22 protein-coding genes, 2 pseudogenes and 1 riboswitch are annotated in these 25,883 nt (G+C 65.1%); of the genes and pseudogenes, 19 read left to right on the top strand and 5 right to left on the bottom strand.

Annotated elements, in window-relative coordinates; genetic code table 11:
- Positions 1-4: 4 nt before the first annotated feature.
- Positions 5-466: a hypothetical protein gene (locus tag WJW29_RS07790; RefSeq protein ID WP_233282854.1), complete on the bottom strand. Its 462-nt coding sequence runs from the start codon at positions 464-466 to the stop codon at positions 5-7.
- 85 nt (positions 467-551) lie between these two features.
- Between WJW29_RS07790 and WJW29_RS07795 the strand changes: the two genes are divergently transcribed.
- The 6 genes from WJW29_RS07795 (at position 552) to ribD (ending at position 6,986) form a co-directional block, all read left to right on the top strand.
- Positions 552-2,906, top strand: a complete 2,355-nt coding sequence (locus tag WJW29_RS07795; protein ID WP_041182269.1) for a TonB-dependent receptor — start codon at positions 552-554, stop codon at positions 2,904-2,906.
- A gap of 185 nt (positions 2,907-3,091) precedes the next feature.
- Complete coding sequence (gene glyA, locus WJW29_RS07800; RefSeq protein WP_011260263.1) at positions 3,092-4,345, top strand: serine hydroxymethyltransferase; 1,254 nt, start codon at positions 3,092-3,094, stop codon at positions 4,343-4,345.
- A gap of 13 nt (positions 4,346-4,358) precedes the next feature.
- Positions 4,359-4,874 carry a hypothetical protein gene (locus WJW29_RS07805; RefSeq protein ID WP_011409395.1) on the top strand — a complete coding sequence of 172 codons (516 nt, stop codon included), beginning with the start codon at positions 4,359-4,361 and terminating at the stop codon, positions 4,872-4,874.
- Positions 4,874-5,398: a transcriptional regulator NrdR gene (gene nrdR / locus WJW29_RS07810; protein ID WP_011260261.1), complete on the top strand. Its 525-nt coding sequence runs from the start codon at positions 4,874-4,876 to the stop codon at positions 5,396-5,398. The genes WJW29_RS07805 and nrdR overlap by 1 nt, the downstream gene beginning before the upstream one ends.
- The gene (locus WJW29_RS07815) at positions 5,395-5,880 is read left to right on the top strand and encodes a GNAT family N-acetyltransferase (protein ID WP_011260260.1); all 486 of its coding nucleotides are present in this window, start codon (positions 5,395-5,397) and stop codon (positions 5,878-5,880) included. Before nrdR ends, WJW29_RS07815 begins: the two co-directional genes overlap by 4 nt.
- A complete protein-coding gene (gene ribD / locus WJW29_RS07820) occupies positions 5,877-6,986 on the top strand; it encodes a bifunctional diaminohydroxyphosphoribosylaminopyrimidine deaminase/5-amino-6-(5-phosphoribosylamino)uracil reductase RibD (RefSeq protein ID WP_011260259.1) in 1,110 nt (369 codons plus the stop codon). Before WJW29_RS07815 ends, ribD begins: the two co-directional genes overlap by 4 nt.
- A gap of 55 nt (positions 6,987-7,041) precedes the next feature.
- On the opposite strand, the gene WJW29_RS07825 is transcribed toward ribD, so the two are convergent.
- Positions 7,042-7,665 carry a hypothetical protein gene (locus tag WJW29_RS07825; protein WP_011260258.1) on the bottom strand — a complete coding sequence of 208 codons (624 nt, stop codon included), beginning with the start codon at positions 7,663-7,665 and terminating at the stop codon, positions 7,042-7,044.
- 217 nt (positions 7,666-7,882) lie between these two features.
- Positions 7,883-8,058: riboswitch (FMN riboswitch) on the top strand.
- Positions 8,059-8,225: 167 nt separating this feature from the next.
- Between WJW29_RS07825 and WJW29_RS07830 the strand changes: the two genes are divergently transcribed.
- From WJW29_RS07830 to WJW29_RS07890, 13 genes and pseudogenes are all read left to right on the top strand, one after another.
- Positions 8,226-8,828, top strand: a complete 603-nt coding sequence (locus tag WJW29_RS07830; RefSeq protein WP_011260257.1) for a riboflavin synthase — start codon at positions 8,226-8,228, stop codon at positions 8,826-8,828.
- A complete protein-coding gene (gene ribB / locus WJW29_RS07835; protein ID WP_011260256.1) occupies positions 8,825-9,964 on the top strand; it encodes a 3,4-dihydroxy-2-butanone-4-phosphate synthase in 1,140 nt (379 codons plus the stop codon). The genes WJW29_RS07830 and ribB overlap by 4 nt, the downstream gene beginning before the upstream one ends.
- A gap of 313 nt (positions 9,965-10,277) precedes the next feature.
- On the top strand, positions 10,278-10,742 hold the full coding sequence (gene ribH, locus WJW29_RS07840; protein ID WP_011409394.1) for a 6,7-dimethyl-8-ribityllumazine synthase: 465 nt from the start codon (positions 10,278-10,280) through the stop codon (positions 10,740-10,742).
- The gene (gene nusB, locus WJW29_RS07845; RefSeq protein ID WP_011260254.1) at positions 10,739-11,209 is read left to right on the top strand and encodes a transcription antitermination factor NusB; all 471 of its coding nucleotides are present in this window, start codon (positions 10,739-10,741) and stop codon (positions 11,207-11,209) included. The genes ribH and nusB overlap by 4 nt, the downstream gene beginning before the upstream one ends.
- 220 nt (positions 11,210-11,429) lie before the next feature.
- A complete protein-coding gene (gene thiL / locus WJW29_RS07850; RefSeq protein WP_011409393.1) occupies positions 11,430-12,404 on the top strand; it encodes a thiamine-phosphate kinase in 975 nt (324 codons plus the stop codon).
- A gap of 298 nt (positions 12,405-12,702) precedes the next feature.
- Positions 12,703-13,727: pseudogene (locus tag WJW29_RS07855) on the top strand (CocE/NonD family hydrolase).
- A gap of 283 nt (positions 13,728-14,010) precedes the next feature.
- Positions 14,011-15,050, top strand: a pseudogene (locus tag WJW29_RS07860) (F-box domain-containing protein); the annotation flags it as partial.
- A 449-nt stretch (positions 15,051-15,499) separates the two neighbouring features.
- Complete coding sequence (locus tag WJW29_RS07865; RefSeq protein ID WP_006452907.1) at positions 15,500-15,592, top strand: potassium-transporting ATPase subunit F; 93 nt, start codon at positions 15,500-15,502, stop codon at positions 15,590-15,592.
- A 15-nt stretch (positions 15,593-15,607) separates the two neighbouring features.
- Positions 15,608-17,401 carry a potassium-transporting ATPase subunit KdpA gene (gene kdpA, locus WJW29_RS07870; RefSeq protein WP_011260250.1) on the top strand — a complete coding sequence of 598 codons (1,794 nt, stop codon included), beginning with the start codon at positions 15,608-15,610 and terminating at the stop codon, positions 17,399-17,401.
- Between the two features lie 12 nt (positions 17,402-17,413).
- Positions 17,414-19,462 (top strand): potassium-transporting ATPase subunit KdpB, encoded by a 2,049-nt coding sequence (gene kdpB, locus WJW29_RS07875; RefSeq protein ID WP_011260249.1) that lies wholly within the window; start codon positions 17,414-17,416, stop codon positions 19,460-19,462.
- Positions 19,463-19,502: 40 nt separating this feature from the next.
- Positions 19,503-20,132 carry a potassium-transporting ATPase subunit KdpC gene (kdpC, locus tag WJW29_RS07880; RefSeq protein ID WP_011409390.1) on the top strand — a complete coding sequence of 210 codons (630 nt, stop codon included), beginning with the start codon at positions 19,503-19,505 and terminating at the stop codon, positions 20,130-20,132.
- Between the two features lie 51 nt (positions 20,133-20,183).
- On the top strand, positions 20,184-22,844 hold the full coding sequence (locus WJW29_RS07885) for a sensor histidine kinase KdpD (RefSeq protein ID WP_011260247.1): 2,661 nt from the start codon (positions 20,184-20,186) through the stop codon (positions 22,842-22,844).
- Positions 22,834-23,550 carry a response regulator gene (locus WJW29_RS07890; protein ID WP_011409389.1) on the top strand — a complete coding sequence of 239 codons (717 nt, stop codon included), beginning with the start codon at positions 22,834-22,836 and terminating at the stop codon, positions 23,548-23,550. The genes WJW29_RS07885 and WJW29_RS07890 overlap by 11 nt, the downstream gene beginning before the upstream one ends.
- A 13-nt stretch (positions 23,551-23,563) precedes the next feature.
- Here WJW29_RS07890 and WJW29_RS07895 read toward each other — a convergent pair whose 3' ends face one another.
- Genes WJW29_RS07895 through WJW29_RS07905 form a run of 3 tightly spaced genes read right to left on the bottom strand, consistent with a single transcriptional unit; the run spans position 23,564 to position 25,883 of the window.
- The gene (locus tag WJW29_RS07895) at positions 23,564-24,949 is read right to left on the bottom strand and encodes an FAD-linked oxidase C-terminal domain-containing protein (protein WP_012444181.1); all 1,386 of its coding nucleotides are present in this window, start codon (positions 24,947-24,949) and stop codon (positions 23,564-23,566) included.
- Positions 24,946-25,485 (bottom strand): metal-dependent hydrolase, encoded by a 540-nt coding sequence (locus WJW29_RS07900; protein WP_011409387.1) that lies wholly within the window; start codon positions 25,483-25,485, stop codon positions 24,946-24,948. Before WJW29_RS07900 ends, WJW29_RS07895 begins: the two co-directional genes overlap by 4 nt.
- 29 nt (positions 25,486-25,514) lie before the next feature.
- Positions 25,515-25,883, bottom strand: a complete 369-nt coding sequence (locus WJW29_RS07905; RefSeq protein WP_011409386.1) for a YraN family protein — start codon at positions 25,881-25,883, stop codon at positions 25,515-25,517.

Below are 25,883 nucleotides of genomic sequence, written 5' to 3' on the forward strand. Positions count from 1 at the left end.
GCCTTCAGCAATCCGCGCTGACGCGACGTGATTGCTTGATCGAAACGACGTACTGCAGCACATTTTGGTGTTGCTGCCTGCGGCGATGGCGCGAACACTTGCGCGAGCCGGCATGGGAGGCATTGCCGGCGCGCTGGCGTGCGGCATCGCCCAGGTTCACCAGCCCTGGCGGCAGTGCCGCGACGTGCACACCGTTGCGCATCCGCTCACGTGTTTCGGTCATCTGCAGGCGTGCGCGCTGGGCTTGTGTCAGTTCATTGATGGTCGACGCCAAGCTGACGACCATCTTGCATGGGAGGACACGAAAATGACCTCGCTTTGCATTGAAGCTGCATCCGGATAGCAAAAGCGTGACATCCGACGACTTCGAAGTCTGTAAGTCTCCCGGGGAAAATTTATGCTGTCGCGCCGCCGGCCACTTGCTGCGTCGGAGGCGAGACGTCCGTGCCGTGATCGGTGTCGTCAAGGCCCGGCCACCAGCGCTCCCCCTCTGTGCACGCCGAGGCGACGATGTCTTGACTAGAGACCTCCACCACACTGGCAATCTCCTCATGAACAAAGCGCTTGTTTCCCCGGCCGTGATGGCCGTGTTGTACGCGGCCGCGGTTACCGCCTTCGCCCAGGACGCTGCCGGCACCGATGCCGTTCCGCGCGGCAGCTTCACCACGACCTCCACGACCACCACCACCACGACCTCCAACACCACGACCTCCAACACCACCAATTCCAACGCCACCCAGCGCGCGCTCCAACTCGACGCGGTCAAGGTGACCGGTAGCTCGGTGTCGCTGGGCAGCGGCAACATGGAGGTGCAGTCCGCGCCCAAGGCCGTGTCCACCATCAGTCGCCAAGCCATTATCAGGGGCGTGCCCGGCGCCAACTTCACCCAGATGCTGTCCAGCATCCCCGGCGCGATCGCGGCCACCAACGACATGACCGGCCTGAGTGACGGCAGCTTCACCGTGCGCGGCTTCACCGCCGACGAGATCGGCGTGACCCTCAATGGTGTGCCACTCAACGACTCGGGTGATTACACGATCTACGCCACCGAGTACGGCGACACCGAAAACATGGGCGACATCACCGTCGAGCAGGGCTACCCGGGCGTGACCTCACCGGTGATCGGCGCAGCCGGCGGCAACATCGCCTGGGTGACCGTCGATCCGACCGCCGATGCCGGCTTGGACGTGAGCCAGAGCTTGGGCAGCAATCACTACAGGCGCACCTTCCTGCGCTACAACACCGGTGACAGCGGTCCGGTCCGTTCGTGGTTCTCCTATTCTAACAACCAGGCCGACCAATGGCGCGGCGATGGCCAGTCCACGGTGACCAAGATCGACGCCAAGTCGGTGTGGACGCTGGACGACGGCGACGCGATCACCGGCGCGCTGCAATACACCCGCCATGTCAGGAACGGCTACCGCAACCTGACCAAGGAGCAGATCGCCGCCACTGGCTACGACTTCGGGTATGTCCAGTCCTACAAGTCGGCCGATGCCAGTGACTGGGTCGGCACCCAGACCAACCCGTTCCGCAGCTGGATCGCCAACCTCGACGGTGAGTTCACACTGAGCGACAGCCTGCACCTATCGGTGGTGCCGTACTTCGTCTACGGCTACGGTGGTGGCGGCTACGGGTACGCCAGTACCTATGTGTTCTACACCTTCGACACCTTCCGGCCAGGCATCCACGTCAAGTTCAAGCAGGACGTTGGCATGCGCGACAGCCTGGAGTACGGCATGCTGGTCGAGCGCCCGCGTGAGCAAGGTTCCAATGTCTTCCTCCCGGCCGACCCACAGGGCCACCCTGCCGATGTCTGGGGCCATGACAGCCGGTATTACTACAAAAACGCCAACGGTAGCCCGCAGGTCGCCTATCGCTTCTACTCGACCACGCCCACCTACCGCGCTTTCGCCACCAACACCTGGACGCCTAACGACCAGTGGACGCTGACCGTTGGTGGCGCCTATACCTGGGTGCAGCGCAAGGGCTGGTATTCGACCTGGCCGGGCGCAGACCTGGGCATCGATCTGGCCACGCCGGGAAACAGCTCGCTGTACGCTTCCGGCGCGAATACGTACAAAAAGTTCACTCCGACGGGGGGCGTCAAGTTCCAACTCGATGAGCAGAACCAGTTATTCCTCGGGGTCGGCAAGACCTCCCGCGCGCCGATCAACACCGCCGCGCTGTACGACTTCTGGAACGCCGCCTACGCCAGTGCCATCGGTTCGCAGACATCGATCAGCGATGCCGAACCCGAGCAGGCGCTGACCGCCGACCTGGGCTGGCGCTACTACGGCGACAATCTGAGCACGGTGCTCGATCTGTATGCGACCAACTTCGAGCACAAGCAGTTCAGTGGCGCCGATCCGATGACCCACGCTCCGGTCTACTACCAGTTGGGCAGCGTGCAGATGCGCGGCGTCAATGCCGAGTTGAGCTACAAGGTCAACGACCTGTGGTCTGTTTATGCCTCCTATGCGTACAACAAGAGCCAGATGAAGAGCGATGTCGCGCTTGGCGCCACCACCTATGCCACCGACGGCAAGACCCTGGTCAACGCACCGAGAAACGTCGGATATGCCTCGGTCAACTACACAGGCCAAGCGCTGTGGGCCAGCCTGAGCGTGAATGCGCAGAGCAGGATCTGGGGCACCTTCCTCAACGCCGGTGGCTCGGACGCTGGTGGATTTGCCACCGTCAACCTCAACAGCGGCTACAACTTCCATGACATCGGCAACCTGAAGAAGCCTTACCTGAAGGTCAACCTGTTCAACCTGGGCAACCGCAAGGCGCTGATATTCTCGGCGACCACGGCGCTGGACGCCACGGCCTCGGCAGCGAGCTGGCAACTCCTGCAGGACCGCACGTTGATGGTCACCTTTGGCGGATCGTTCGCGCTGTAAAGCGCCACGGCGCAGGCGCGGGCACTTGCCTGCGCCTGGGTTTGCTTTCAGGCAGGCAGCTGTCTTCGGGCCTGCCGGGGTTGAACTGCTGTCGGACCCGGCCCGCGTGCAGGGCATATCACCTCAAAGCGCGCAACACGCTTTAAACTACGCGCCTGCCATCTGTCCATTCCTCTGGAGACCTGATGTTCTCGCGCGATGTCCGACTGGAAACCTACGACCCCGAACTGGCCAAGGCCATCGCTGCTGAAGCCGGCCGCCAGGAGGATCACGTCGAGCTGATCGCCAGCGAGAACTACTGCAGCCAGCTGGTGATGGAAGCCCAGGGCAGCCAGCTGACCAACAAGTACGCCGAAGGCTACCCTGGCAAGCGCTACTACGGCGGCTGCGCGTTCGTCGACATTGCCGAACAGCTAGCGATCGACCGCATCAAGCAGGTCTTCGATGCCGATTATGCAAATGTGCAGCCGCACAGCGGCTCGCAGGCCAACCAGGCGGTGTATCTGGCGCTGCTGCAGCCGGGCGACACCATTTTGGGCATGAGCCTGGCGCATGGCGGCCACCTGACCCACGGCGCCAAGGCCAACGTCTCCGGCAAGCTGTTCAACGCGGTGCAGTACGGCGTCAACGAGCAGGGCCTGATCGATTACGACGAAGTGCAGCGTCTTGCGACCGAGCACACGCCGAAGATGGTGGTGGCCGGTTTCTCGGCGTATTCGCAGAAGATCGACTGGGCCCGCTTCCGTGCCATTGCCGACAGCGTTGGCGCCTATCTGTTCGTGGACATGGCCCACATCGCTGGCCTCGTGGCCGCCGGGGTGTATCCCAGCCCGATGGAACATGCGCACGTGGTGACGTCGACGACGCACAAGACGCTGCGCGGTCCGCGTGGCGGCATCATCGTCGCCAAGGGCGCCAGCGAAGAATTGCAGAAGAAGCTGCAGTCGATCGTGTTCCCCGGCATTCAGGGTGGCCCGCTGATGCACGTGATCGCCGCCAAGGCGGTTGCGTTCAAGGAAGCACTGGAGCCGGCGTTCAAGACCTACCAGCAACAGGTGGTCAAGAATGCTCAGGCGATGGCCAACACGCTGATCGCACGCGGGTACAAGATCGTCTCCGGCGGCACCGAAAACCATCTGATGCTGGTCGACATGATCGGCCGCGACGTCTCCGGCAAGGATGCCGAAGCCGCGCTGGGCAAGGCGCACATCACCGTCAACAAGAACGCGGTGCCCAACGACCCGCGCTCGCCGTTCGTTACCTCGGGCCTGCGCTTGGGTACCCCGGCAATCACCACGCGCGGTTACAAGGAACCGGACAGCATCGATCTGGCCAACTGGATCGCCGATGTGCTCGACGCCCCGACCGACGAAGCGGTGCTGGCGAAAGTGCGCGATGCAGTGACCGCGCAGTGCAAGCGTTATCCGGTGTACGGCTGAGCGTCGCAACGTCATGGCGTTGATCGCACGCAGGCTGGGCGCAGCGTCGAAGTACGACCACCTTGCCTGTGTGCGTGCCGCCGGTTTGCGCTGCGAAGTGGATCTGCCGCGGCAGGGCATCCTGCCGCATGACCTGATCCATCTGTGGGTGGAAAGCCGGCTTGGCCTGAGCGACGGCTTCATCGGTCTGGTCGCCAAAGGGGCAGATATCGACTACGCGGGCAAGGGCCTGCACCGGCATGTAGATCCGGAGCGGCAGATGCAAGCCGGGCAGGCAGAGTCTGTGGTCGAGGCGCTGCAATCGCAGCTGTGGTCCGGGCAGTTCGACGAGGCCATGTTTCATTACGGGCCGGCTCAGGCGTGCAGTATGCGTGGCGTCATGCCGCCGGAGCTTGAAGGCATCGCGCCGGAAGAGGATTTGTTCATACCGCTCACGCGGTCGGGTGCTGCCTGGAACGCGATGGCAGCCGGGATGGAATGGCGGCTCGCGTTTGCCCGGCAGCCCGGAATGTTGGAAGAACACCGCTAATGCATTGCCCCTTCTGCCAGCACAGCGACACCCGCGTGATCGATTCGCGGGTGTCCGAAGACGGCACGACGATTCGTCGGCGCCGTGAGTGCGAGGCATGCGGTGAGCGTTTCAGCACGTTGGAAACGATCGAACTGAAGTTGCCCACCGTGGTCAAGAGCGATGGTGGGCGCGAAGCGTTCGATGCACGCAAGCTGCGCACCAGTTTCGACCGCGCGCTGCAGAAGCGGCCGGTGGCCGAGGAACAAATCGAAGCAGCGGTACGCTCAGTCGTGCATCAGCTGCGGATGTCGGGCGAGCGCGAAGTGGGCTCGCTGCGCGTAGGCGAATACGTGATGGTGGAGCTGCGCAAGCTCGATCATGTCGGCTATGTGCGCTTTGCTTCGGTGTATCGCAGTTTCCAGGACGTGGCCGATTTTCGTGAGGAAATCGAGAAGCTCGAACGCGAACTGCCGGTCGGCAGCGAACAACTGCCATTGCTGGAAGTGGCACTGGAACGCGCCGGCAAGCCCGGCAAGCGATGAGCGCGATGCGCATCGCCTGCGTTGCGGAAACGCCAGCGTATCTGCCTGAGATTGCGCAAGCGCATCTGCAGGCCTTCGGCACGTTGCTGCCGGAATGGAACCTGGATGAAGCGTTGAGCGAATTGTGCAGCCATGCGCGCGATGGCGTTATTCCGACAACCTGGGTGGCGAAGGATGAGGCCCAGTGGCTGGGCTCGGTGAGCCTGCTCGAAAACGATGATGCGCGCATTCGGCAATGGTCGCCCTGGTTGGCGTCTCTTTATGTGCAGCCGCAGGCGCGCGGGCAGGGGATTGGCGAAGCGCTGGTGGCGCACTGCGTGCAGGCCGCCGCGCGCCTGTGCGTGCCGTTGCTGTACCTGTATTGCCAGCCGGCATTGGTGCCGTTTTATCAGCGGCTGGGATGGCAGACGCATGCCGAATTCTTACTAGGCCCAATGCACATCGTGGTGATGCGCAGCGCGCCGGGAGCAGTGACGCGATGAGTGAGACCGCGGCGATCGCGAGTGCCGATGACCACCGCTGGATGGCGCAGGCGTTGCGCTTGGCCGAGCGCGGCGCCTACACCACCCGCCCCAATCCGATGGTGGGCTGCGTGATTGTGCGCGATGGCGTGTGCGTGGGCGAAGGCTTTCATCAACGTGCGGGTGGCCCGCATGCCGAAGTCTTCGCGTTGCGTGCGGCCGGTGAGTTGGCGCGCGGTGCCACTGCGTATGTGACCCTGGAGCCATGCGCGCATTACGGGCGCACGCCGCCGTGTGCGTTGGCGTTGATCGAGGCAGGCGTAACGCGTGTGGTCGCGGCGATGGCCGATCCGTTTCCGCAGGTCAATGGCGGTGGTTTTGCGTTGCTGCGCGACGCTGGAATCGAGGTGCTCAGCGGGGTGATGCACGCGCAGGCGCGCACGCTCAATCAGGGCTTTCTGTCGCGGGTGGAGCGTGGCCGGCCGTGGCTGCGGGTCAAACTGGGCGCCAGCCTTGACGGGCGGACCGCGTTGGCCAGCGGCCAATCCAAATGGATCACCGGAGCCGACGCGCGTGCGGACGTGCAGCGTTGGCGTGCGCGTGCCGGCGCAATCCTCACTGGTGCTGGCACGGTGTTGGCCGATGATCCGTCGATGACGGTGCGGCTGGGCGATGACATCGCGTGCGTGCCACCGCTGCGTGTGGTGCTGGATGCCGGCTTACGCACGTTGGCGTGCAAGAACATCCGCAATGGCGATGCGCCGACGCTGTATCTGCATGGCGATGCTGTCGCTGCAACCGCGCTGGATGGTGCGGAATGTGCGGCACTGCCATTGCACGTGGGCCGTTTCGATCTGTCCGCAGTGCTGGCGTTGCTGGCCGAGCGCGGCATCAATGAAGTGCATGTTGAAGCCGGCGCCACGCTGAGTGGTGCGCTGTTGCAGGCCGGGCTGGTGGACGAACTGCTGGTCTACATGGCGCCGGTGTTGCTGGGCGACACCGCAAGGCCCTTGCTCGCTGGCCTTGGCATCGAAACGATGGCTCAGCGCTACGAATTGCAACTACGCGATGTACGTCAGCTCGGGCAGGATCTGCGTTTGCGTTACGCGCCATCAGCGGTGGTATGAGTGCAAAAAAAGGCCCCGCATGCGGGGCTTTTTCTTATTTCATGCACGAAGCCGGTCAGAAGCTCGCGCGCACGCCGATGCGGTACTGATTTGCGTTGTCGATGAATTGGGCTTCGCCAACCAGGCCCCAGGTCTGGGTGAAGTTCACCTGGCCACCGAGGGTGCCCACGAACTCGCCCTTGTCCACGTTGCTGCCATCGATGTAGCCGGCCTTGACCCATGCTTCGGTCCGCGGCGAAGGCTTGCCACGCAGGCCCAGGTTCGCCCAGCCCAGGGTGCTGGAGTCGGAGCTGCTGCCCAGCGAACGGCCGCTCTGGCGCAGGTCCACATCGACCTTGGTACGCAGCGCGCTGATGTCGGCGATGAACTCGACGCGCTCGGTCATTTCCTGGCGGTAGCCGATGCCGGCATTGGCCTGCGTCAGGGTGCCGTCGATCGTGAAGCCGGCGCCGAGGTTGTAGTCCTTGGTGGCGAGCTGGTAGCCGGCGAAGACGTAGACCGGCTGCGCGATCTGCCAGGAACCGCGCAGATAGCCGCCGTTGCTGCCCTCATTGTCATTATTGACGTTGACGTCGGTACGGTTCCAGCCGCCTTCGACATAGTTGTAGCTCAGGCCTTCCGCAGAGGCGGCAAACGGTGCGGCAGCCAGCAGGGCAGCCAGAATCAGTGTCTTGCACATTCCATGTTCTCCGAATTGATGTCAGTGTTTCCACCCCATTGCGAGGTGCAAAAGAACGACGTCTCCCGTCGCGGCGCGAAATTTAACAGATCTTTCACGGAGTTGGCGATGGGGAATTTCCTGACACGACACAGCGTCCTGCCAGCCTCAGCTGAGGCTCTGCCATGGCACCTGGGCGCGCTGTTAAACTCCCACATGCCGGCTCGCCGGTACTTACGAACGTCTTCAGGGCGGGGTGCGATTCCCCACCGGCGGTAGGCATGCGCACGCATGTGAGCCCGCGAGCGCTTCGTTGCGACGCTCGGCGCTGCATGTGCCGGGTACCGCGCGAAGGTCAGCAGATCCGGTCCGACGCCGGAGCCGACGGTATAGTCCGGATGAAAGAAGACGGCCACTGCGCAGCCTTGCGGCTGTGGGCGCGCCTGTTTGCTTTGCCTTGCGGCGTTTTTCGCTCAACTTCTGCGAGAAACGACTATGTCCATGCACCACCTGCCGCGCTGCGCCGCGGCGTTCCGGCGCTCCATCGCAGCAGCCCTCGTGCTGCAAGCGGGGGCGCGCTGATGTTTACTGGAATCATCGAAGGCGTCGGCCAGCTAGCGGCGCGTCAGCCGCAGGGCGGCGATGTACGTTTCACCTTCGCCACCGGCACGCTGCCGTTCGAGTCTGTCCAGTTGGGCGAGAGCATTGCGGTCAATGGCGTGTGTCTGACCGTGGTTGCGTTTGATGCAGCCAGTTTTCAGGCCGATGCCTCCACCGAAACCCTGTCGCTGACCACGCTGGGCGCACTGCCGGAAGGCGCGCTGCTCAATCTGGAACGCGCGATGCGCCCGATCGACCGCCTGGGCGGGCACCTGGTCAGCGGACATGTGGATGGCCTGGGCCAGGTGCAGTCTGTCCATGACGATGCACGCGCGCAGCGCTGGCGGTTTGCCGCGCCGCCGGCGGTGTTGCGCTATGTGGCCAAGAAGGGCTCGATCTGCGTAGACGGCGTCAGCCTCACCGTCAATGAAGTGGACGAAGAAGGCTTCGAAGCGGCGTTGATTCCGCATACGATGGCCAACACCGCGTTTGCGCAGACGGCAGTGGGTGCGACGGTGAATCTGGAAATCGATCTGGTGGCGCGCTATGTCGAACGCCTGCTCGGCACGCGGGGTACGGCATGAATTTCGCGCCCGTTCCCGCGTTGCTCGAAGAGCTGCGCGCCGGTCGCATGGTGGTGATCGTCGATGACGAAGACCGCGAAAACGAAGGCGATCTGATCATGGCCGCCGAGTTGGTCACGCCCTCGGACATCAACTTCATGGTCACCCACGCGCGTGGATTGGTTTGCCTGTCGCTGACCGGCGAGCGCTGCGCGCAACTGGGCCTGGCGCCGATGGTGCGCAACAACACCGCGCAGTTCCAGACCAACTTCACCGTCAGCATCGAGGCGGCCGAAGGCGTAACCACCGGCATTTCCGCTTACGACCGCGCACATACCGTGCGCACCGCGGTGCGTCCGGATGCCAAGCCGCAGGATCTGAGCCAGCCGGGGCATATCTTCCCGCTGATTTCGCAGCCCGGTGGCGTGCTGACCCGCGCCGGCCACACCGAAGCAGCCAGCGATCTGTCGATGCTGGCCGGGCTGGAACCGGCCGGTGTGCTGGTGGAAGTGCTCAACCCTGACGGCAGCATGGCGCGTCGCCCGCAGTTGGAAGTATTTGCGCGCGAACACGGGTTGAAGATGGGCTCGATCGCCGATCTGATCGCGTATCGGCTGGCCAACGAGCACACCGTCGAGCGCGTGGACGAGCGCGACATCACCACCGAATTCGGCCCGTTCAAGCTGGTGACCTACCGCGACCGCATCGCGCACGACCTGCACTTTGCGTTGGTGCGCGGCAGCGCCGATCCGCATACACCCACCCTGGTGCGGGTGCAGGTGGAAAATCCGCTGGCGGATCTGCTGCACTGGCAGCGCGATGACTTCGGTGTGGCGGCCACCGATGCCTTGCGCGCGATTGCGGCCGAGGGGCAGGGCGTGATGGTGGTGCTGTCGGCCCCGCGCGACAGCGAATCGCTGCTGGCACGGCTGCGCCAGCAACCCGAAGCCGCCGCCAACGCCAAGGATGTGAGTCAGTGGCGGCGTCATGGCGCCGGCGCGCAGATCCTGGCCGAACTGGGCCTGGGCAAGTTGCGTGTGCTGGGCACTTCGCGGCGCCAGGTGGGGGTGGCCGGGTTCGGGCTGGAAGTGGTGGAGTATCTGGAATGCCACGCTGGCGAGGGCGTGCGTTCGGTGCCGCCGTCTGCTGTCTCTTGAGTTGCCCGCGAGCCGCTACCGCAGTCATTTGCCCCTGCCGATGGTTCAGGACGGCGCAGGCGCTGACGCGTGGTTGACAGTGCGCAGCCGTCCGCTGCTGCGGCCTACGTGCCGGAAGCGCAGTGGTCAGAGATGACCATCGGTTCCAGGCGTGGGGCCCGCCAGAGCGGCTGGAGCAGCCGGTTGACCGCAATCGCCCATGGTCGTTGAAGCACATGGCCGAGTCTGCTTTGGTGGACCTGGCGTGCACGCGTCGGCCAGGCCTGGCCCCGGCAGCTGTTAAACTTCTCGCCCCCTTGAGTTGCCGACCCGCATGACCCACTACGAAGGCGATCTTCGCCCCCCCACCGCGCGCTTTGCGATCATCGCCAGCCGCTGGAACGCCCGCATCACCGACGTGCTGGTTGCCGGCGCGCGCCAGAGCCTGGCCGGCAACGGCATTGGCGAAGACGCCATCGACGTGATCCGCGTGCCCGGCGCCTGGGAAATTCCGGTCGCCGCCAATCGCGTGGCGCAGTCCGGCCAGCATGGCGCGATCATCGCGCTGGGCTGCGTGATCCGTGGCGATACCCGCCATTACGAACACGTGGCCGACCTGTGCGCCGAAGGCCTGATGAGCGTGCAACTGCAGACCGGCGTGCCGGTGCTCAACGGCGTGCTGGCAGTTGAACGCGTGGAAGATGCCGAAGCGCGTGCCGGCGGCAGCCACGGCAACAAGGGCGAGGAGTGCGCGCTTGCAGCGCTGGAGCTGGTGAATTTGATGGAGTTGTTGCCATGAGCAAGCCCGGTGGACACCCGCGCCACGGCCGTCGCGACGGCATCGACCCGGTGCTGCGTTCGCGCGCACGTCGGCGTGCCTTGCAGGCAGTGTATGCGTGGCAGATTTCCGGTGGCTTCGCCAAGCAGGTGATCGCCCAGTTCGCTCACGAGCAGGCGCACGAAGTGGCCGATCTGGCGTACTTCGAGAACCTGGTCGAAGGCGTGCTGACCAATCGTGCCGAACTGGATACCGCGCTGACCCCGTACCTGGATCGCGGCGTGGAAGAGGTCGATGCGATCGAACGCGCAGTGCTGCGGTTGGCCGCCTACGAATTGCTGTACCGCCAGGACGTGCCGTACCGCGTGGTGATCAACGAAGCGATCGAAACCGCCAAGCGCTTCGGCTCCGAACACGGTCACACCTATGTAAACGGGGTGCTGGACCGCGCCGCTGTGGAGTGGCGCAAGGTCGAGTCCGGCGCTTGAGCCACGGGATTCGGCAGTGGTGATTCGGGATTGGCAGCGAGCGACGGTCCCGCCCACGCAAGGTGCAAGCGCTTGGCTTGAGTAATTCCGCCTTGAGGTGAGCTATGCCATTTCCGCACTGCGCATCATTTGGTGGGCAGGCGGCAAGCAATCGTGCCGCACCTCGCAACGCCTGCTGCGACGAATCCCCAATGCACAATCTCCACTCCCGGCTCCTCAAATGCCCGAATTCGATCTAATCGCCCGGCTGCGCGTGCGCATTGCTGCGCGTGCCGATGTGCCGTTGGGCATTGGCGACGATGCGGCATTGCTGCATCCGCCGGCCGGTGAGCAGCTGGCGATCACCACCGATACGCTCAATGCCGGCGTGCATTTTCCGCAGGAAACCCGCGCCGACGATCTGGGCTGGAAGACGCTGGCAGTCAATCTCTCTGACCTGGCGGCGATGGGCGCGCAACCGCGTTGGTGCACCTTGTCGTTGTCGTTGCCGCACGACGATGCCGCATGGGTGGATCTATTCGCCGATGGCTTCTTCGCGCTGGCCGATGCGCACGACATCGTGCTGGTCGGCGGCGACACCACCCGCGGGCCGCTCTCGTGCGCTGTAACGGCAATCGGTAGCGTGCCGCCGAGCGCGGCGTTGCGGCGCGATGGTGCGCGCATTGGCGATGACGTGTGGGTCACCGGTGCGCCGGGTGAGGCCGCCGCCGCGTTGGCGCTGTGGCAAGCCGGCCAGCTGGATGTGACCTGCGCGGCGGCTGACCCGTTGCACGAGCAGTGGCGCAGCCGCTTGCTGCGTCCGCAGCCACGCGTACAGGCCGGGCTGCGTTTGCGCGGGCTTGCGCATGCCTGCGTGGACATTTCCGACGGGCTGCTGGCCGATCTGGGGCATCTGTGCGACCGCAGCGGTGTGGGCGCGCAACTGGCGCTGGCCGCGTTGCCGGCAATGCCGCGCAGTGCCGGGACCAGCGTGGCGCAGTGCCCTGGCTGGCAACTCGGCGGTGGCGACGACTACGAGCTGTGCTTCACCGCCGCGCCGCAGCATCGCGCTGCGGTGGCGCAGGCAATGGAGTTCGCCGAGGTGGCCGCGACGCGCATCGGCCAGATTGTCGCCACGCCCGGCGTGGTGGTGCACGACGCCGACGGTAACCCTTGGCAACCGCTGCGGCGCGGCTATCAACACTTCGTTGGCTGAGTCGCTCGTTATCAGGAATTCTTGAGCACCGGGTCCCGGTGCTTAGGGCAATCCCGAATCCCGGCCCTTGAACCATACCGTACCGTCTGGTGCGTTCGCGGCGTTCTCCCTCGAACAACGGATGCATGGCAGTTGCCGCTGGGCCACTCCGGCCTGGCTTTGCATGGGAGACAGCAGCATGAGCAAACCTTGGATCTGGACCATCGCCGCACTGGCGTGGTGGATGGCATCGGCTGCGGCGGTGGCGGGCGCCTTCAGCAAGACCTAAGAACGCATCCCCGGCTGGGACGGTGCGCAAATGGGCGCATTGGTGCTGGTGCCGCAGGGGCAGGGTGCCGGGCCGTTTCCGTTGATCGTGATGCCGGCCAGTTGGGCGTTGCCGAATCTGGAATATCTGGGCCGTGCGACTGCGCTGGCCAGCGACGGCTACGTGGTGGTCAGCTACACCTCGCGCGGGTTTTGGGATTCGGCCGGGCAGATCGATATCGCCGGGCCGGACAGGGTGGAAGACGTCAGGGCGGTGATCGATTGGGCACTGGCGCACACGCCCGCCAATCCGCATGCGATCGGCGCGTCGGGCATTTCGTACGGTGCGGGCATCAGCCTGCTGGCGGCCGAGCGCGACCCACGCATCAAGGCCGTGGCCGCGCTCAGCGGTTGGGCCGATCTGCAAGCCTCGCTGTATTCCAATCGCACGGTCAGCCAGCAGGGCGTCGGGTTGCCGGTCGGCGCCGGTGCGTTGACCGGGCGGGACGGTCCGGATCTGGCCCAGAGGCGCGGTGCAGGGCTTCCTGCCGCAAGCTGCGTCCCCGCAGCCCTGGCTCTGATGTGGCCGCGCTCAATGCGCGTGGCACCGCGGTGCTGCCGGGCAATGCGTTCAACGACGCATTGTTCCCGCCGAACCAGACCATCGCGTTCTTCAACCAGTTACGTGGCCCCAAGCAACTGCTGCTAAGCCAGGGCGATCACCGCACCGCGGAGCTGCCCGGCGCATTGGGGTTACCCAACGAAATCTATACCGCGACCACGCGCTGGTTCGACCGCCATCTCAAGCTATTACCCAATGGGGTTATGGATGCGCTGGGCATGGCGAAACTGATGGCGCCTGCGCCGTATTCGTTGCGCAATGCCACGCCGGGGCGCGCAGTCACGCTGGACTGGCCACTGCAGGCGGCGGCAACCGAGATTCCCGCAGGGCAGCGACTGGTCCTGGTGATCGACACCCGCGACGCGCGCTATACCGACGCCAGCGAGGGCGGTGGCACGGTGAGATTCACCTCGCCAGTTGCAGCGCCGTCCGTGTTGAACGTGCCGCTGCGGTAGGGCAGCACGCCGTTTCTGCATCGTCCCAGGTCGTCCGCCGCGGGACTCGCGAACAGCGGCGGGTGGCGTGCCATCCGCCGAACCCGCATCTGCACCGGTCACGTCGCGTTCGCGCGGGCGAACGCGATTTCTGGCAGTGCGCGCGGACACGAGATCGCTTTCGGGAAAGTACGCACGAAGCCTAACTCGATGCCGCTGCTGCGGCACACCGCCGGAGACCCGATATGCCGATCAACCGAACCGGTCTGCCACACGCTGTGGCGTCAACCAGCCAAACGCAGGAAGTGCAAAAAGCATGCGTCTTGCCCTGGACGAAGTGACGCACTTCCCCTACCCGGACGATGAGGATCGCAGCGAGCAGATATTGCGCGGATACGGAAGGCTTGCGGCGCGGATTCCATCATTGCCGCAGGCGCAGCGATTTTAGGCGTTTACCGCGGTGTTGAATCACGCCACCCGCTATTCCGGGAATATGGCATTTCGCGTGATGGCGCGCTTGACCGATGACCTTGGCAGCTTGCCCGAGGACCTGCGCGCGCTCGCCTTCCATGCAATCTTGCCCAGTTTGATTGCCACGCGCCGGCAAGCGCTGCAGGCTGCTGCCGGAGCAGCGCACGGTGGCCAAATGGGGGCAGTAGCAGAGGCTGATGTAGGGGGCGTGCAAGGTGATGGTGGGCCAGGGGTGCAAGGCGCTGTGGCTCTGGCCCAGGGGGCGCTGCCGGAGGCATCGGCGGAGCGCTTCCGTTTGATTTGCTGGCATCGGCGATCAGACAGCTGCCCGAAGAGGAAGTCAACCTGGCGATAACCGAGGCTGCCGCGCTCCAGACCGGCCCCCGCACGCTGGCGGAGGTGACCTTACGCCTGCATCTTGTCGGATTGGAGCCGATCCATCGATTCCAGCACGCGTATGCGCAGCTTGCCGAGCGCCTGGCGCGTTCTGGCGATGGAGCCGAAGCCTTGATCCACTTGGTGGCCTTGTTGAACAGACTGTCCAATCCGGGATTGCGCCAGGCTGCCTTCAGGGAATTGACGCGGGCCCTGCACGCATTGGACAGCACAGAGAGTGGCGCTGCGGTGCTGCGGCGGTTGGCTACGGCGTTGCCGCACCAGCCTGACGAGGTGCGTTATCTGTGCAGCCTTGATGTGCTTGCAGCGACGGTGAGCCTCTTCCCGAGCGAGCAGATACAGGTCATTGCCACCGTTCGTGCGCAGGCTGCTGCGATACCGAACCATGCCGATGAACTCATCGCCAGATGCGATGACGCGATCGCCACGGCCAGCATGATGCTTGCGACTGTGTCGCGCAGGTATATGGACACGTGAGCACGGTGTGATTGAGTGTGGTCTGGTCACACAAGCGCACGCGCATACCTGGCGCCACCCTGTCCGGCCCGACCCTTGAGCAGATGAAACTTCGCAGCGTCGCTGCCATCGGCGTGCCGCCAGGCCGGCGCAGCCAGGGAAGCCAACCGTCGAAGCGCGCGGCGGGCCATCTGATTGTGGCGCAGGGCTGGCCTGCGCATTTTATGCGGACTTTACGTCGCGCCGGCTGCAGATCCATAGCGACTTTACGTGGCGCAGGCAGAGACTGCGCACGTTGGCGGAGCGGTTCCGCCGTGGACGATCCCGATGCATCCCTTCACTTGTCTGCTCGATCGGCGCTGCGCGCATGGTGCGGCAGCGCTTTGTCATGTTGGCGCGTACGCGCTGCCGACGCCGCGACACCTCGCATCCATCGCGCCTTCGTGCGCACGTCTCGGGGAGTAGTTGACATGCCTGCCTGGTTGTCCCTGTTGTGCGGCGTGGCCGTACTCGTTGCCGCTGCGTACCTGCTGTACGTGGTGCTGCGGCCCGAAGACTTCTGATCCGAGTGCGCTCCAATGACTGAAACTTTTCTTGTCTACGCGCTGGCCATCGTGCTGGCGTGGCCCCTGGGCCGTTACATGGCCGCCGTGATGCGCGGCGCACCGATGCGCGGCGACGCGCTGTTCGGCTGGATCGAACGGCCGTTGTACGCGTTGCTCGGAACCCATCCGCAGCAGGGCATGTCGTGGCGGGGCTACGCCAAGGCGTTCTTGCTGAGCAACCTGGTGGTTGGCCTCTTGGTCTGGCTGGTGTTCATGACCCAGGCCTGGCTGCCGTTCAATCCCGACGCCATCCCGAACATGCGCTGGGACACCGCGCTGCACACCGTGGTGTCGTTCGTCACCAACACCAATCAGCAGCATTACTCCGGCCAGGCGCAGTTGTCGTATCTGTCGCAGATGACCGGCATCGTCGGCCTGCAGGTGGTGACGCCGATGATGGGCCTGGCGTTGGCAGTGGCGACACTGCGTGCGTTGTTCGGTGGGCGCGCCGCCAAACAGGCGTCGGTTGCTGCACCGGCATCGGACACGACGGCCGTGGCGGCGATTTCGGAGCCGGAACTGTCGCGTCAGGGACGCCAGCACACGGGGTCCGGCTTGGAAGCCCTGCCTGAAGCAGATGTCGGCAATTACTGGGCTGACGTGATCCGCTCCAGCGTGCGCGTGCTGCTGCCACTGTGCCTGCTGTTGACCGTTCTACTCGGCTGGCAGGGTGTGCCGTCGACCTTCCAGGGCGCGGCGACCGCTGTACCGTTGGATAGCAGTGCCGGCATAGCCAAGCAGACCATCCCAGTGGGCCCGGTTGCCGCGATGGTGGCGGTGAAACAGCTCGGCACCGACGGCGGTGGCTGGTATGGCCCCAATAGCTCGGTCGCGCTGGAAAACCCCACGCCGCTGAGCAATTTTCTGGAAACCTTGGCCATCGTGTTACTGCCGATGAGCGTGGTGTTCATGGTCGGCTATCTGACCGGACGCAAGCGACTCACTGCGTTGGTATTCGGCACCATGCTGACGATGTCGGCCGCGTCCACCGCGTTGTTGCTGTGGTCCGAAGCGCATTCGGCCAGTGCGACCTCGCCGGCGCTGATGGAAGGTAAGGAAGTGCGCATCGGTGCGGATGCCTCTGCGTTGTGGGCGGCGTTGACCACGCAGACCTCCAATGGTTCGGTCAACGCGATGCACGATTCGTTGGCGCCGTTGAGCGGCCTGGTCACGTTGGTCGACATGCTGATCAACGCGATCTGGGGTGGCATTGGTTGCGGCCTGCAGCAGTTCGTGGTGTATCTGTTGCTGAGCGTGTTCCTGGCCGGCTTGATGACCGGACGCACGCCGGAGTTGTTCGGCCGCAAGATCGAATCGCGCGAAGTGCAATTGCTGGCGCTGTTGATCCTGCTGCAGCCGCTGGTGGTGCTGGGCTTTACCGCAGTGGCACTGGCCGTGCCGGCAATCACTGCCAATTCCAACCCCGGCTTCCACGGCATCAGCCAGGTGTTCTACGAGTACACCTCCGCGTTCTCCAATAACGGCTCGGGTTTCGAAGGGTTGGGCGATGCCACGTACTGGTGGAATCTGAGCTGCTCGTTGGTGCTGGCGCTGGGACGGTATCCGGCGTTGGTGCTGCCGTTGATGGTGGCTGCGCGCATGGCGGTGAAGCGCCGTGCGCCGGAGTCGGCCGGCAGCCTGCAAGTCGAAACGCCCACCTTTGCGCTGACCCTGATGGCGATCGTGCTGGTGCTGACCGTGCTGCAGTTCATGCCGGCACTGGTGCTGGGTCCTATCGCTGAACACCTCGCCCTGGCGGCGTCCTGAGAGTTTTGAGCAATGTCTACGATCGATACGACTGAAAAACGCGAGCGCGGTGACGCAGCGTTGTTCGATGCCGCCGTACTGGTTGCGGCGATGCGTGCTGCCTTCGGCAAGTTGGCACCGCGGCATCTGTTGCGCAGCCCGGTGATGGCGGTGGTGATGGGCGGCACGGTGCTGGCAGCGGTGATCACCGCCAGCGGGCATGCGCATGCCGGCTTCGGCTGGGCGGTGACGGCGATTTTGTTCGTCACCGTGTTGTTCGGCAATTTTGCCGAAGCCATTGCCGAGGCGCGTGGCCGCGGCCAGGCCGCCTCGTTGCGGCGGGCGCGCAAGGACCTGGTGGCACGCCGGGTGGAAACCGCACTGGGTGGCCGCGAAACCCGCGTGCCGGCGGCAGAACTGCGCCCGGGCGATTACGTCATGGTGTCCGAAGGCGAATTCGTACCGGCCGATGGCGAGATCGTGCGTGGTGTTGCCACCATCAACGAAGCAGCGGTGACCGGTGAATCGGCACCGGTGTTGCGCGAGGCCGGCACCGACCGCAGCGGCGTCATCGGTGGCACGCGCGTGCTCTCCGACGAGATCGTGTTCAAGGTCACCGCCGAGCCGGGGCACAGCTTTCTCGATCGCATGATCGCGTTGGTGGAAGGCGCCAATCGGCAGAAGACGCCGAACGAGATCGCGCTGACCTTGTTGCTGGCCGCGATGACGCTGACGTTTTTGATCGTGGTGGCGTCGTTGCCGGCAATTGCGGGCTTTGTCGGCGTCACGCTGGATCCGCTGCTGCTGATCGCGTTGCTGGTGTGCCTGATCCCGACCACCATCGGCGGGCTGTTGCCGGCAATTGGTATCGCCGGTATGAACCGCGCGCTGTCGGCCAATGTGTTGGCCAAATCCGGCAAGGCAGTGGAAGTGGCCGGCGACGTGGATGTGCTGCTGCTCGACAAGACCGGCACCATTACCTATGGCGACCGCCAGGCCACCGCATTCCATCCCCTGGCTGGCGTCGATCGCGCACAACTGCGCGATGCGGCCATGCTTGCCTCGCTGGCCGATCCGACGCCGGAAGGGAAATCCATCGTCAAGCTGGCGCGTCAGCAAGGTGCCGTCGCAGTGGAGGCCGAGGGTGCGCATTTCATCGCGTTCACCGCACAGACGCGCATGTCCGGTGTCGATCTTGGCGGGCGCAGCATCCGCAAGGGCGCCGGCGATTCGATCGTGGCGTATGTGCAGGGCATGGGCGCCACGGTGTCGCCCGAATTGCAGGGCCGTATCGAAGAAGTGGCGCGTGGCGGCGCCACACCGTTGGTGGTGGCCGAAGGCCGCCATGTGCTCGGTGTGGTCGAGTTGAGCGACGTGGTCAAGCAGGGCATCAAGGAAAAGTTCGCGCAGTTGCGTGCGATGGGCATCAAGACGGTGATGATCACCGGCGACAACCCGCTCACCGCTGCCGCGATTGCTGCCGAAGCCGGTGTGGACGACTACATCGCCCAGGCACGTCCGGAAGACAAGCTGGCACGCATCCGGGCCGAGCAGACGGGCGGGCGGTTGGTGGCGATGGTCGGCGACGGCACCAACGACGCACCGGCGCTTGCGCAGGCCGACGTGGGTCTGGCGATGAACTCCGGCACGCAAGCCGCCAAGGAAGCCGGCAACATGGTGGATCTGGATTCGGATCCGGCCAAGCTGCTGGCGGTGGTGGAAGTGGGCAAACAGCAGTTGATTACGCGCGGTGCGTTGACCACGTTCTCGCTGGCCAACGACGTTTCCAAATACTTCGCGATCCTGCCGGCGCTGTTTGCTGCCGCCATCCCGTCGATGACAGCGCTCAACGTGATGCAGCTCTCCAGCCCGCGCCATGCGGTATTGGCGGCGTTGATCTTCAATGCGTTGATCATTCCGGCATTGATTCCGCTGGCATTGCGCGGCGTCCGTTTTCGTCCTTCCAGCGCCACCGCGCTGTTGCGCCGAAACATGTTGATCTACGGCGTGGGTGGCGTGTTGCTGCCGTTCGTTGCGATCAAAGTGATCGATCTGGTGCTGGTCGCCGTCTTCGGTGTCTGAGCCACGTGTGATGCACCTTTCTTCTTCTGAGATCATGTCCATGTCTTCTTCCTTGCCGTTACGCGACGACGGCGCCCTGCGCGGTTCGCTGATGCTCGCGGTATTCACCCTGTTCGGCCTGGGCCTGGCCTACTCGCTGGTCGCCACCGGCATCACCGGCGCACTGTTCTCCGAGCAAGCCACCGGTTCGCTGGTGCGTGTCGATGCGCGCGTTGTCGGCTCGGCATTGGTTGCGCAGCCGTTTACCGATGCGCGCTATTTTCAGCCGCGTCCGTCGGCCGCCAAGTACGACCTCACCGCCGCGTCGGGCAGTAACCAGGCACGCTCCAATCCCGATTTGCTGGCCCGTATCGCTGCCACCCGTGCGCAAGTGGCCAAACGCGACGGCATCGCCCCGGAGGCGGTGCCGGGCGAGCTGCTGACGCAATCCGGCAGTGGCCTGGACCCGCACCTGAGCCCGGCCGGCGCACAGGTGCAGATCCGCCGCGTGGCCGCCGCACGCGGCTTGCCCGAGCAACGCGTTGCTGCACTGGTGCAAGCTGCGACCGAAGCGCCACAGTTCGGTCTGCTTGGGCAACCGCGGGTCAACGTGCTCGCCCTGAATCTGGCGCTGGATAAGGCCGGCAATGGGGAGTCGGGAAGGGACAATGGTGTGAAGCAAGCGTACTAGAATCATCACGCAGCTGTACGCTCTGCGATTCCCGATTGCCCGATTGCCCGAATGAACGACGCCCGCACCCAGCAAGCCGATGCCTTGATCGGCGAATTACAGCGCGAACACGGTGGGCGGTTGACGGTGTTCCTGGGTGCCGCGCCGGGGGTGGGCAAGACCTACGCCATGTTGTCGCGGGCGCGCGAGCGCCTGCGGCAGGGCATGGATGTGGTGGCCGGTGTGGTGGAGACGCACGGGCGCAGCGAAACCGCTGCGTTGCTGGAGGGTTTGCCGCTGCTGCCGCGCGCGCGCGTGAGTTACCAGGGCCGCATGCTGGAAGAACTCGATCTGGATGCATTGCTGGCACGCAAACCGCGGCTGGCCCTGATCGATGAGCTGGCGCACCGCAACGTGCCCGGCAGCCGCCATGAGCGGCGCTGGCAAGACATCGTGGAGTTGCTCGATGCCGGCATCGACGTCTATACCACGGTCAACATCCAGCACCTGGAAAGCCTCAACGACATCGTGCTGCGCATCACCGGCGTGCGCGTGTCCGAGACCGTGCCCGATGCCGTGTTCGACCGCCTGCGCGACATCGTGCTGGTCGATCTGCCGCCACGCGAACTGATCGAGCGCCTGCAACAGGGCAAGGTGTACCTGCCCGAGCAGGCCACGCAGGCGTTGCAGGCGTTTTTCTCGCCATCCAATCTCACCGCGTTGCGCGAGCTGGCGATGCAGACCGCTGCCGACCGCGTCGACAGCGATCTGCGCGACACCCAGGCCGCGCGCGGTTTGCCTGGCACCGCCGCGTTGCGACGCCGCGTGGTGGTAGCCATCGATGGCCGTGGCAGCTCGGATTATCTGGTGCGCGTGGCGCGGCGTCTGTCGGAGCGGCGCGATGCACCGTGGACGGTAGTCACCGTGCAGACCCGCACCGTGACCGATGCGGCCTGGCGGCTGGAGATCGACCGTGCGTTCGCGTTGACGCGTCGCCTCGGTGGCGACACCTCGCTGCTGCACGGGACGAACGTCGCCGACGCCTTGCTGGATTTCGCCGCGCAAAACGGCATCTCCACCCTGGTGCTGGGGCGTACCCGCGAACGCCCGTTGGCACGCATGTTCAATCGCACGTTGACCCAGCAATTGTTGCAACGTGGCGCGCATTACGAACTGGTCATCGTCAGCTCCGCCGATGCGCGCGCACGCGCGCGTCAGCGTTGGCGTCATCCGCGCCAATGGCTGCAGCGATACGACCTGGTGTTCGCCGCGATTGCAGCAGCCGGTGCGGTGGGCGTGGCGTGGTTGCTGCAACGCTGGACCGACATCAACGACTTGTCGATGGTGTTCATCGTCGCGGTGGTGTTGGTGGCCTCGCGCACGCGCATGGCCGCTGCGGTGGTCGCCGCACTGCTGAGTTTTGTCGCCTACAACTTCTTTTTCATCGAACCGCGTTTCACCTTGCAGATCAGTGCGCGCCAGGGCGTGGTGACGGTGTGCATGTTCCTGATCGCCGCGTTGGTCGCCGGCCGGCTGGCCTCGCGTTTGCGCAGCCAGGTACTGGCCTTGCGCGCAGCCAATGCGCACGCCAACGTGTTGCAGGCGCTTGCCCGCCAGCTCAGCACCGCTGCCGATCTGGGCCAGGTGCTGGAAGCCGGCCGTCGCGCGCTGGCCACTGCGCTGGATGCCGACGTCTGGTTACGCCTGGAGCAGCGCGAAAGCGATGCCCCCACCAGCTTCGGTGCGCTCGATCGCAGCGCCGCCGATTGGACCCAGCGGCATGGCCAGCCCGCCGGCCGCTTCACCGATACCTTGGCCGGCGCGCAGTGGTGGTGCCTGCCGGTGCGCCATGAGCGCGGTACATTGGGCGTCGCTGCGTTGCGCTTTCGTCAGGGCGTGCAACGGCCCGGTCTGGAACAACGCCGCCTGGCCGAAGCGATGGTGGAAGACATCGGCCAGGCGGCGCTACGCACCCGCCTGGTCGCCGATCTGGAAGGCGCACGTGTGAGTGGCGAAACCGAGCGCCTGCGCTCGGCATTGTTGTCGTCGGTGTCGCACGACTTGCGCTCGCCGCTGGCCTCGATGATCGGCTCGGCCAGCAGCCTGGCCAGCTACGGCGATGCGATGGACGCGCACGATCGCCACAGCCTGCTCGACACCATCCAGCTTGAAGGCGAGCGACTGGATCGCTACATCCAGAATCTGCTTGATATGACCCGGCTTGGCCACACCGGGCTGACCGTGAATCGCGACTGGATCGGCGTGGACGAATTGATCGGCTCGGCCACCCGCCGCCTGCAGCGTTACCAGCCCGACGTGCGCCTGCAGCTGGACCTGGCCGCCGACCTGCCGGCGATCTGGGTGCATCCGGCGCTGGTGGAACAGGCCATCTTCAACGTGCTGGAAAATGCGGCGAAGTTCTCGCCGCCCGGCATCGCGGTCACCGTGCAGGCGACGCTGCGCAGCGGCGCGCTGCAGATCGACATCGGCGACCAGGGGCCGGGCATTCCCGAAGACGAGCGCGCGCGCATCTTCGACATGTTCTACAGCGTGGAACGCGGCGACCGTGGGCGCAACGGCACCGGCTTGGGCCTTGCCATCTGCCAGGGCATGATCGGCGCGCACGGCGGCAGCGTAGAGGCATTGGCAGGCGCGCATGGTCACGGCACCACAATTCGCATTACGCTGCCGTTGCTCGTTCCCGCCGCGCCACCTCGCCCCGATGCCGACTGACCTCACTGCCATCCCGCCCGCCCGTGTGCTGATCGTCGACGACGAGCCGCAGATCCGCCGTTTTCTCGATATCAGCCTGCGTGCGCAAGGCTACCGCGTGCTGCAGGCCGGCACCGCCGAAGAAGGCATGGCCTTGCTGGCCGGGCAGGGCGCCGAACTGGTGGTGCTGGACATCGGTCTGCCGGACCGCGACGGCCACGAGATGCTGCGCGAGATTCGTCAGTGGTCCAACGTGCCGGTGATCATGCTCACCGTGCGTGCCGGCGAAACCGAAAAGGTCGCCGCGCTCGATGCCGGCGCCAACGATTACGTCACCAAACCCTTCGGCGTGCAGGAATTGATGGCACGCATCCGCGTATTGCTGCGTCAGGCCGGTGCCGGCAGCACGGTGGAAGAAAGCGTGTTCGACGATGGCCGCCTGCACATCCATCTGGGCCTGCGCGAAGTCACCCTCAACGGCGAAGCCGTGCCGCTGAGCCGCAAGGAATACGCCTTGCTCGCACTGCTGCTCAAGCACGCCGGCCGCGTGGTGACCCAACCGCAATTGCTGCGCGAACTGTGGGGCCCCACCCACGAAGAAGACACCCACTACCTGCGCATCCTGGTCGGCAAACTGCGCCAGAAACTGCAGGACGATGCCGCCGCCCCGCATTACATCGTCACCGAACCCGGCGTGGGGCTGCGGTTTATCGGGGTGACGCGCTGAGGCAAGCGCGTCGCTAGGCGGGCGGCAACACCTTGCCAGGATTCAAGATCCCATCCGGGTCCAGTGCGGCCTTGATCGCACGCATCGCCGCCAGCGTGGATGCGCTGAACGCCTGTGCCATGAAATCGCGTTTGGCCACGCCGATGCCGTGTTCGCCGGAGAGCGTGCCTTCCAGTCCCAGCACCAGCGTAAACAGACGGGGCAGCGCGGCATGCGCACGCGCATCTTCGTCGGCATCGGCCGGGTCGTACATGATGTTGACGTGCAGGTTGCCGTTGCCGGCATGGCCGAAGGCGACGATGGGCAATGTGAATTCGGCAGCGAGCGCTTCCACGCCGGCCACCAGTGCGGGAATGCGCGACACCGGCACCACCACGTCTTCGTTGATCTTGCCGGGTTTGATGGTGCGCAAGGCCGGCGACAGGGCGCGGCGTGCCGCCCACAACTTGTCGCGTGCGCTGCCATCGGCGGCCACGTCCAGGCTCAGCACGCCTTCGCCATCGGCGGCATCGTGCAGGGCCTGCAATGCGTAAGGCAGTGTGTCGTGATCGCCATCGGCTTCGATCAACAGCATGGCGCCGGCGTCGGGCACGTCGCTGCCGTTGCGGCGTAGCAGTGCGATCGCGCTGGCATCCATGAATTCCAGCATGGTCGGCGTGGTCGGTTGCGCCATCAGCCGCGACACCGCCGCTGCGGCGCTGGACGCATCGCGATACAGCGCGCGCAAGCCGGCCTGTGCGATTGCGCGCGGGGTCAGTTTCAACGTGGCCTCGATGATGATCGCCAAGGTGCCTTCGCTGCCGACCAACAGATGCGTCAGGTCGTAGCCGGTGGAATTTTTGGTGTACGCACCGCCGCAGCGGATCACTTCGCCGGTGCCGGTCACCGCCACCAGGCCGAGTACGTTGTCGCGGGTGGCGCCGTATTTCACCGCGCGCGGTCCACCGGCGTTGGTGGATAAGTTGCCGCCGATACTGCAGATCTCCGCGCTGGACGGATCCGGTGGCCAGAACAATCCATGCGGCTGCAGCGCCTGCTGCAAGTCGCCATTGAGCAGGCCCGGTTGCACCACTGCGCAGCGGTCTTCCGGTCGCAGCGCAACGATGCGATTCATGCGCGCCATCGACAGCACCACGCCGCCGGAAAATGGCACTGCCGCGCCGGTGGTGCCGGTGCCGGCGCCGCGCGCCACGATCGGCACGCCATAGGCGCGACACGCCTGCACGATCGCCACGACGTCATCGGTGTCGCGCGGCAAGGCGACGGCAGCAGGCAATGCCCAGCGGCGCGAATCGTCTTCGCCATAGCGGCGGCGCGCATCGTCGCCGGTCAACCAGCCATCGGCATCCAGGCGCGCGGCCAACAGCTCGGCAAGTGCGGTGGGAAGTACATCGGTCATGACACGCGATCCTGTGGTGCCGCGCGCTGGATGCATTTCCACCCCAGCACGGCGACGGTGAGCGGCAACCAGACCCAGCGCAGCTCGGAGAGCAACGTGGTCAGGCCGTGCGCATTGAAGAAGCCGGTCGCGAACGGCGACACTCGGATCGGCCGCCACGGTGCGAACCAGCGCGTCCCGCTCCACGGCCAACCCAGCGCAACGCCCAGGCCGCCGGAGGTCATCGCATCCAGCAGCGGGTGCGATGCGGTGCAGACGCACAAAAGCACAGCTGCCTGCACGGCATCCGCTCGCAACAGACGATGTGCCGCAGCGCCGAACAACGCCATCAACGCGGCGAACAACAACAAGTGGCTGGCGCCACGGTGGCCGAACGCATCGGCGTAGGGAATATGCAGCGCGAACGCCAACACATCGGCATCCGGCACCATGGCGGCCACGACACCGGCCACGAGCAGGCGCGGCCAGATGCGCCTGCGTTCACTGGCGCACCACAGCGCCAGAGGCACGGCAGTGTGGGTCATGATGGTTGGCATCGGAACGTCGGGGTGCGCGTCGGCGGCGGTCAGCAATCGTCGGCGCGGAACGCGTCGCGGATCCAGTGCAATACCGGCGGTTCGCCGCTGGCATCGACCACATCGAAGCGGCAGGGCAGCGCTGCCAGTGCGGGGTGAGCGCCAAGAAACAGCTGCGCAGCCAGCACCAGCTTGCGGCGCTTGCGCCAGTCCACCGATGCCGCGCCGCCACCGAAGCGATCGTCGCGCCGGTAGCGCACTTCCACAAACACCAGCGATTGCCCATCGCGCATCACCAGATCCAGTTCGCCGCCGCGGTAGTTGGCATTGCCGACCACCAACCGCAGACCGGCCTGCTCCAGCAATGCGCGTGCGGCCGCTTCGACCCCCGCACCACGCTGCTGACGCGCTGCCGGCAT

The organism is Xanthomonas sp. JL1 (assembly GCF_038405005.1).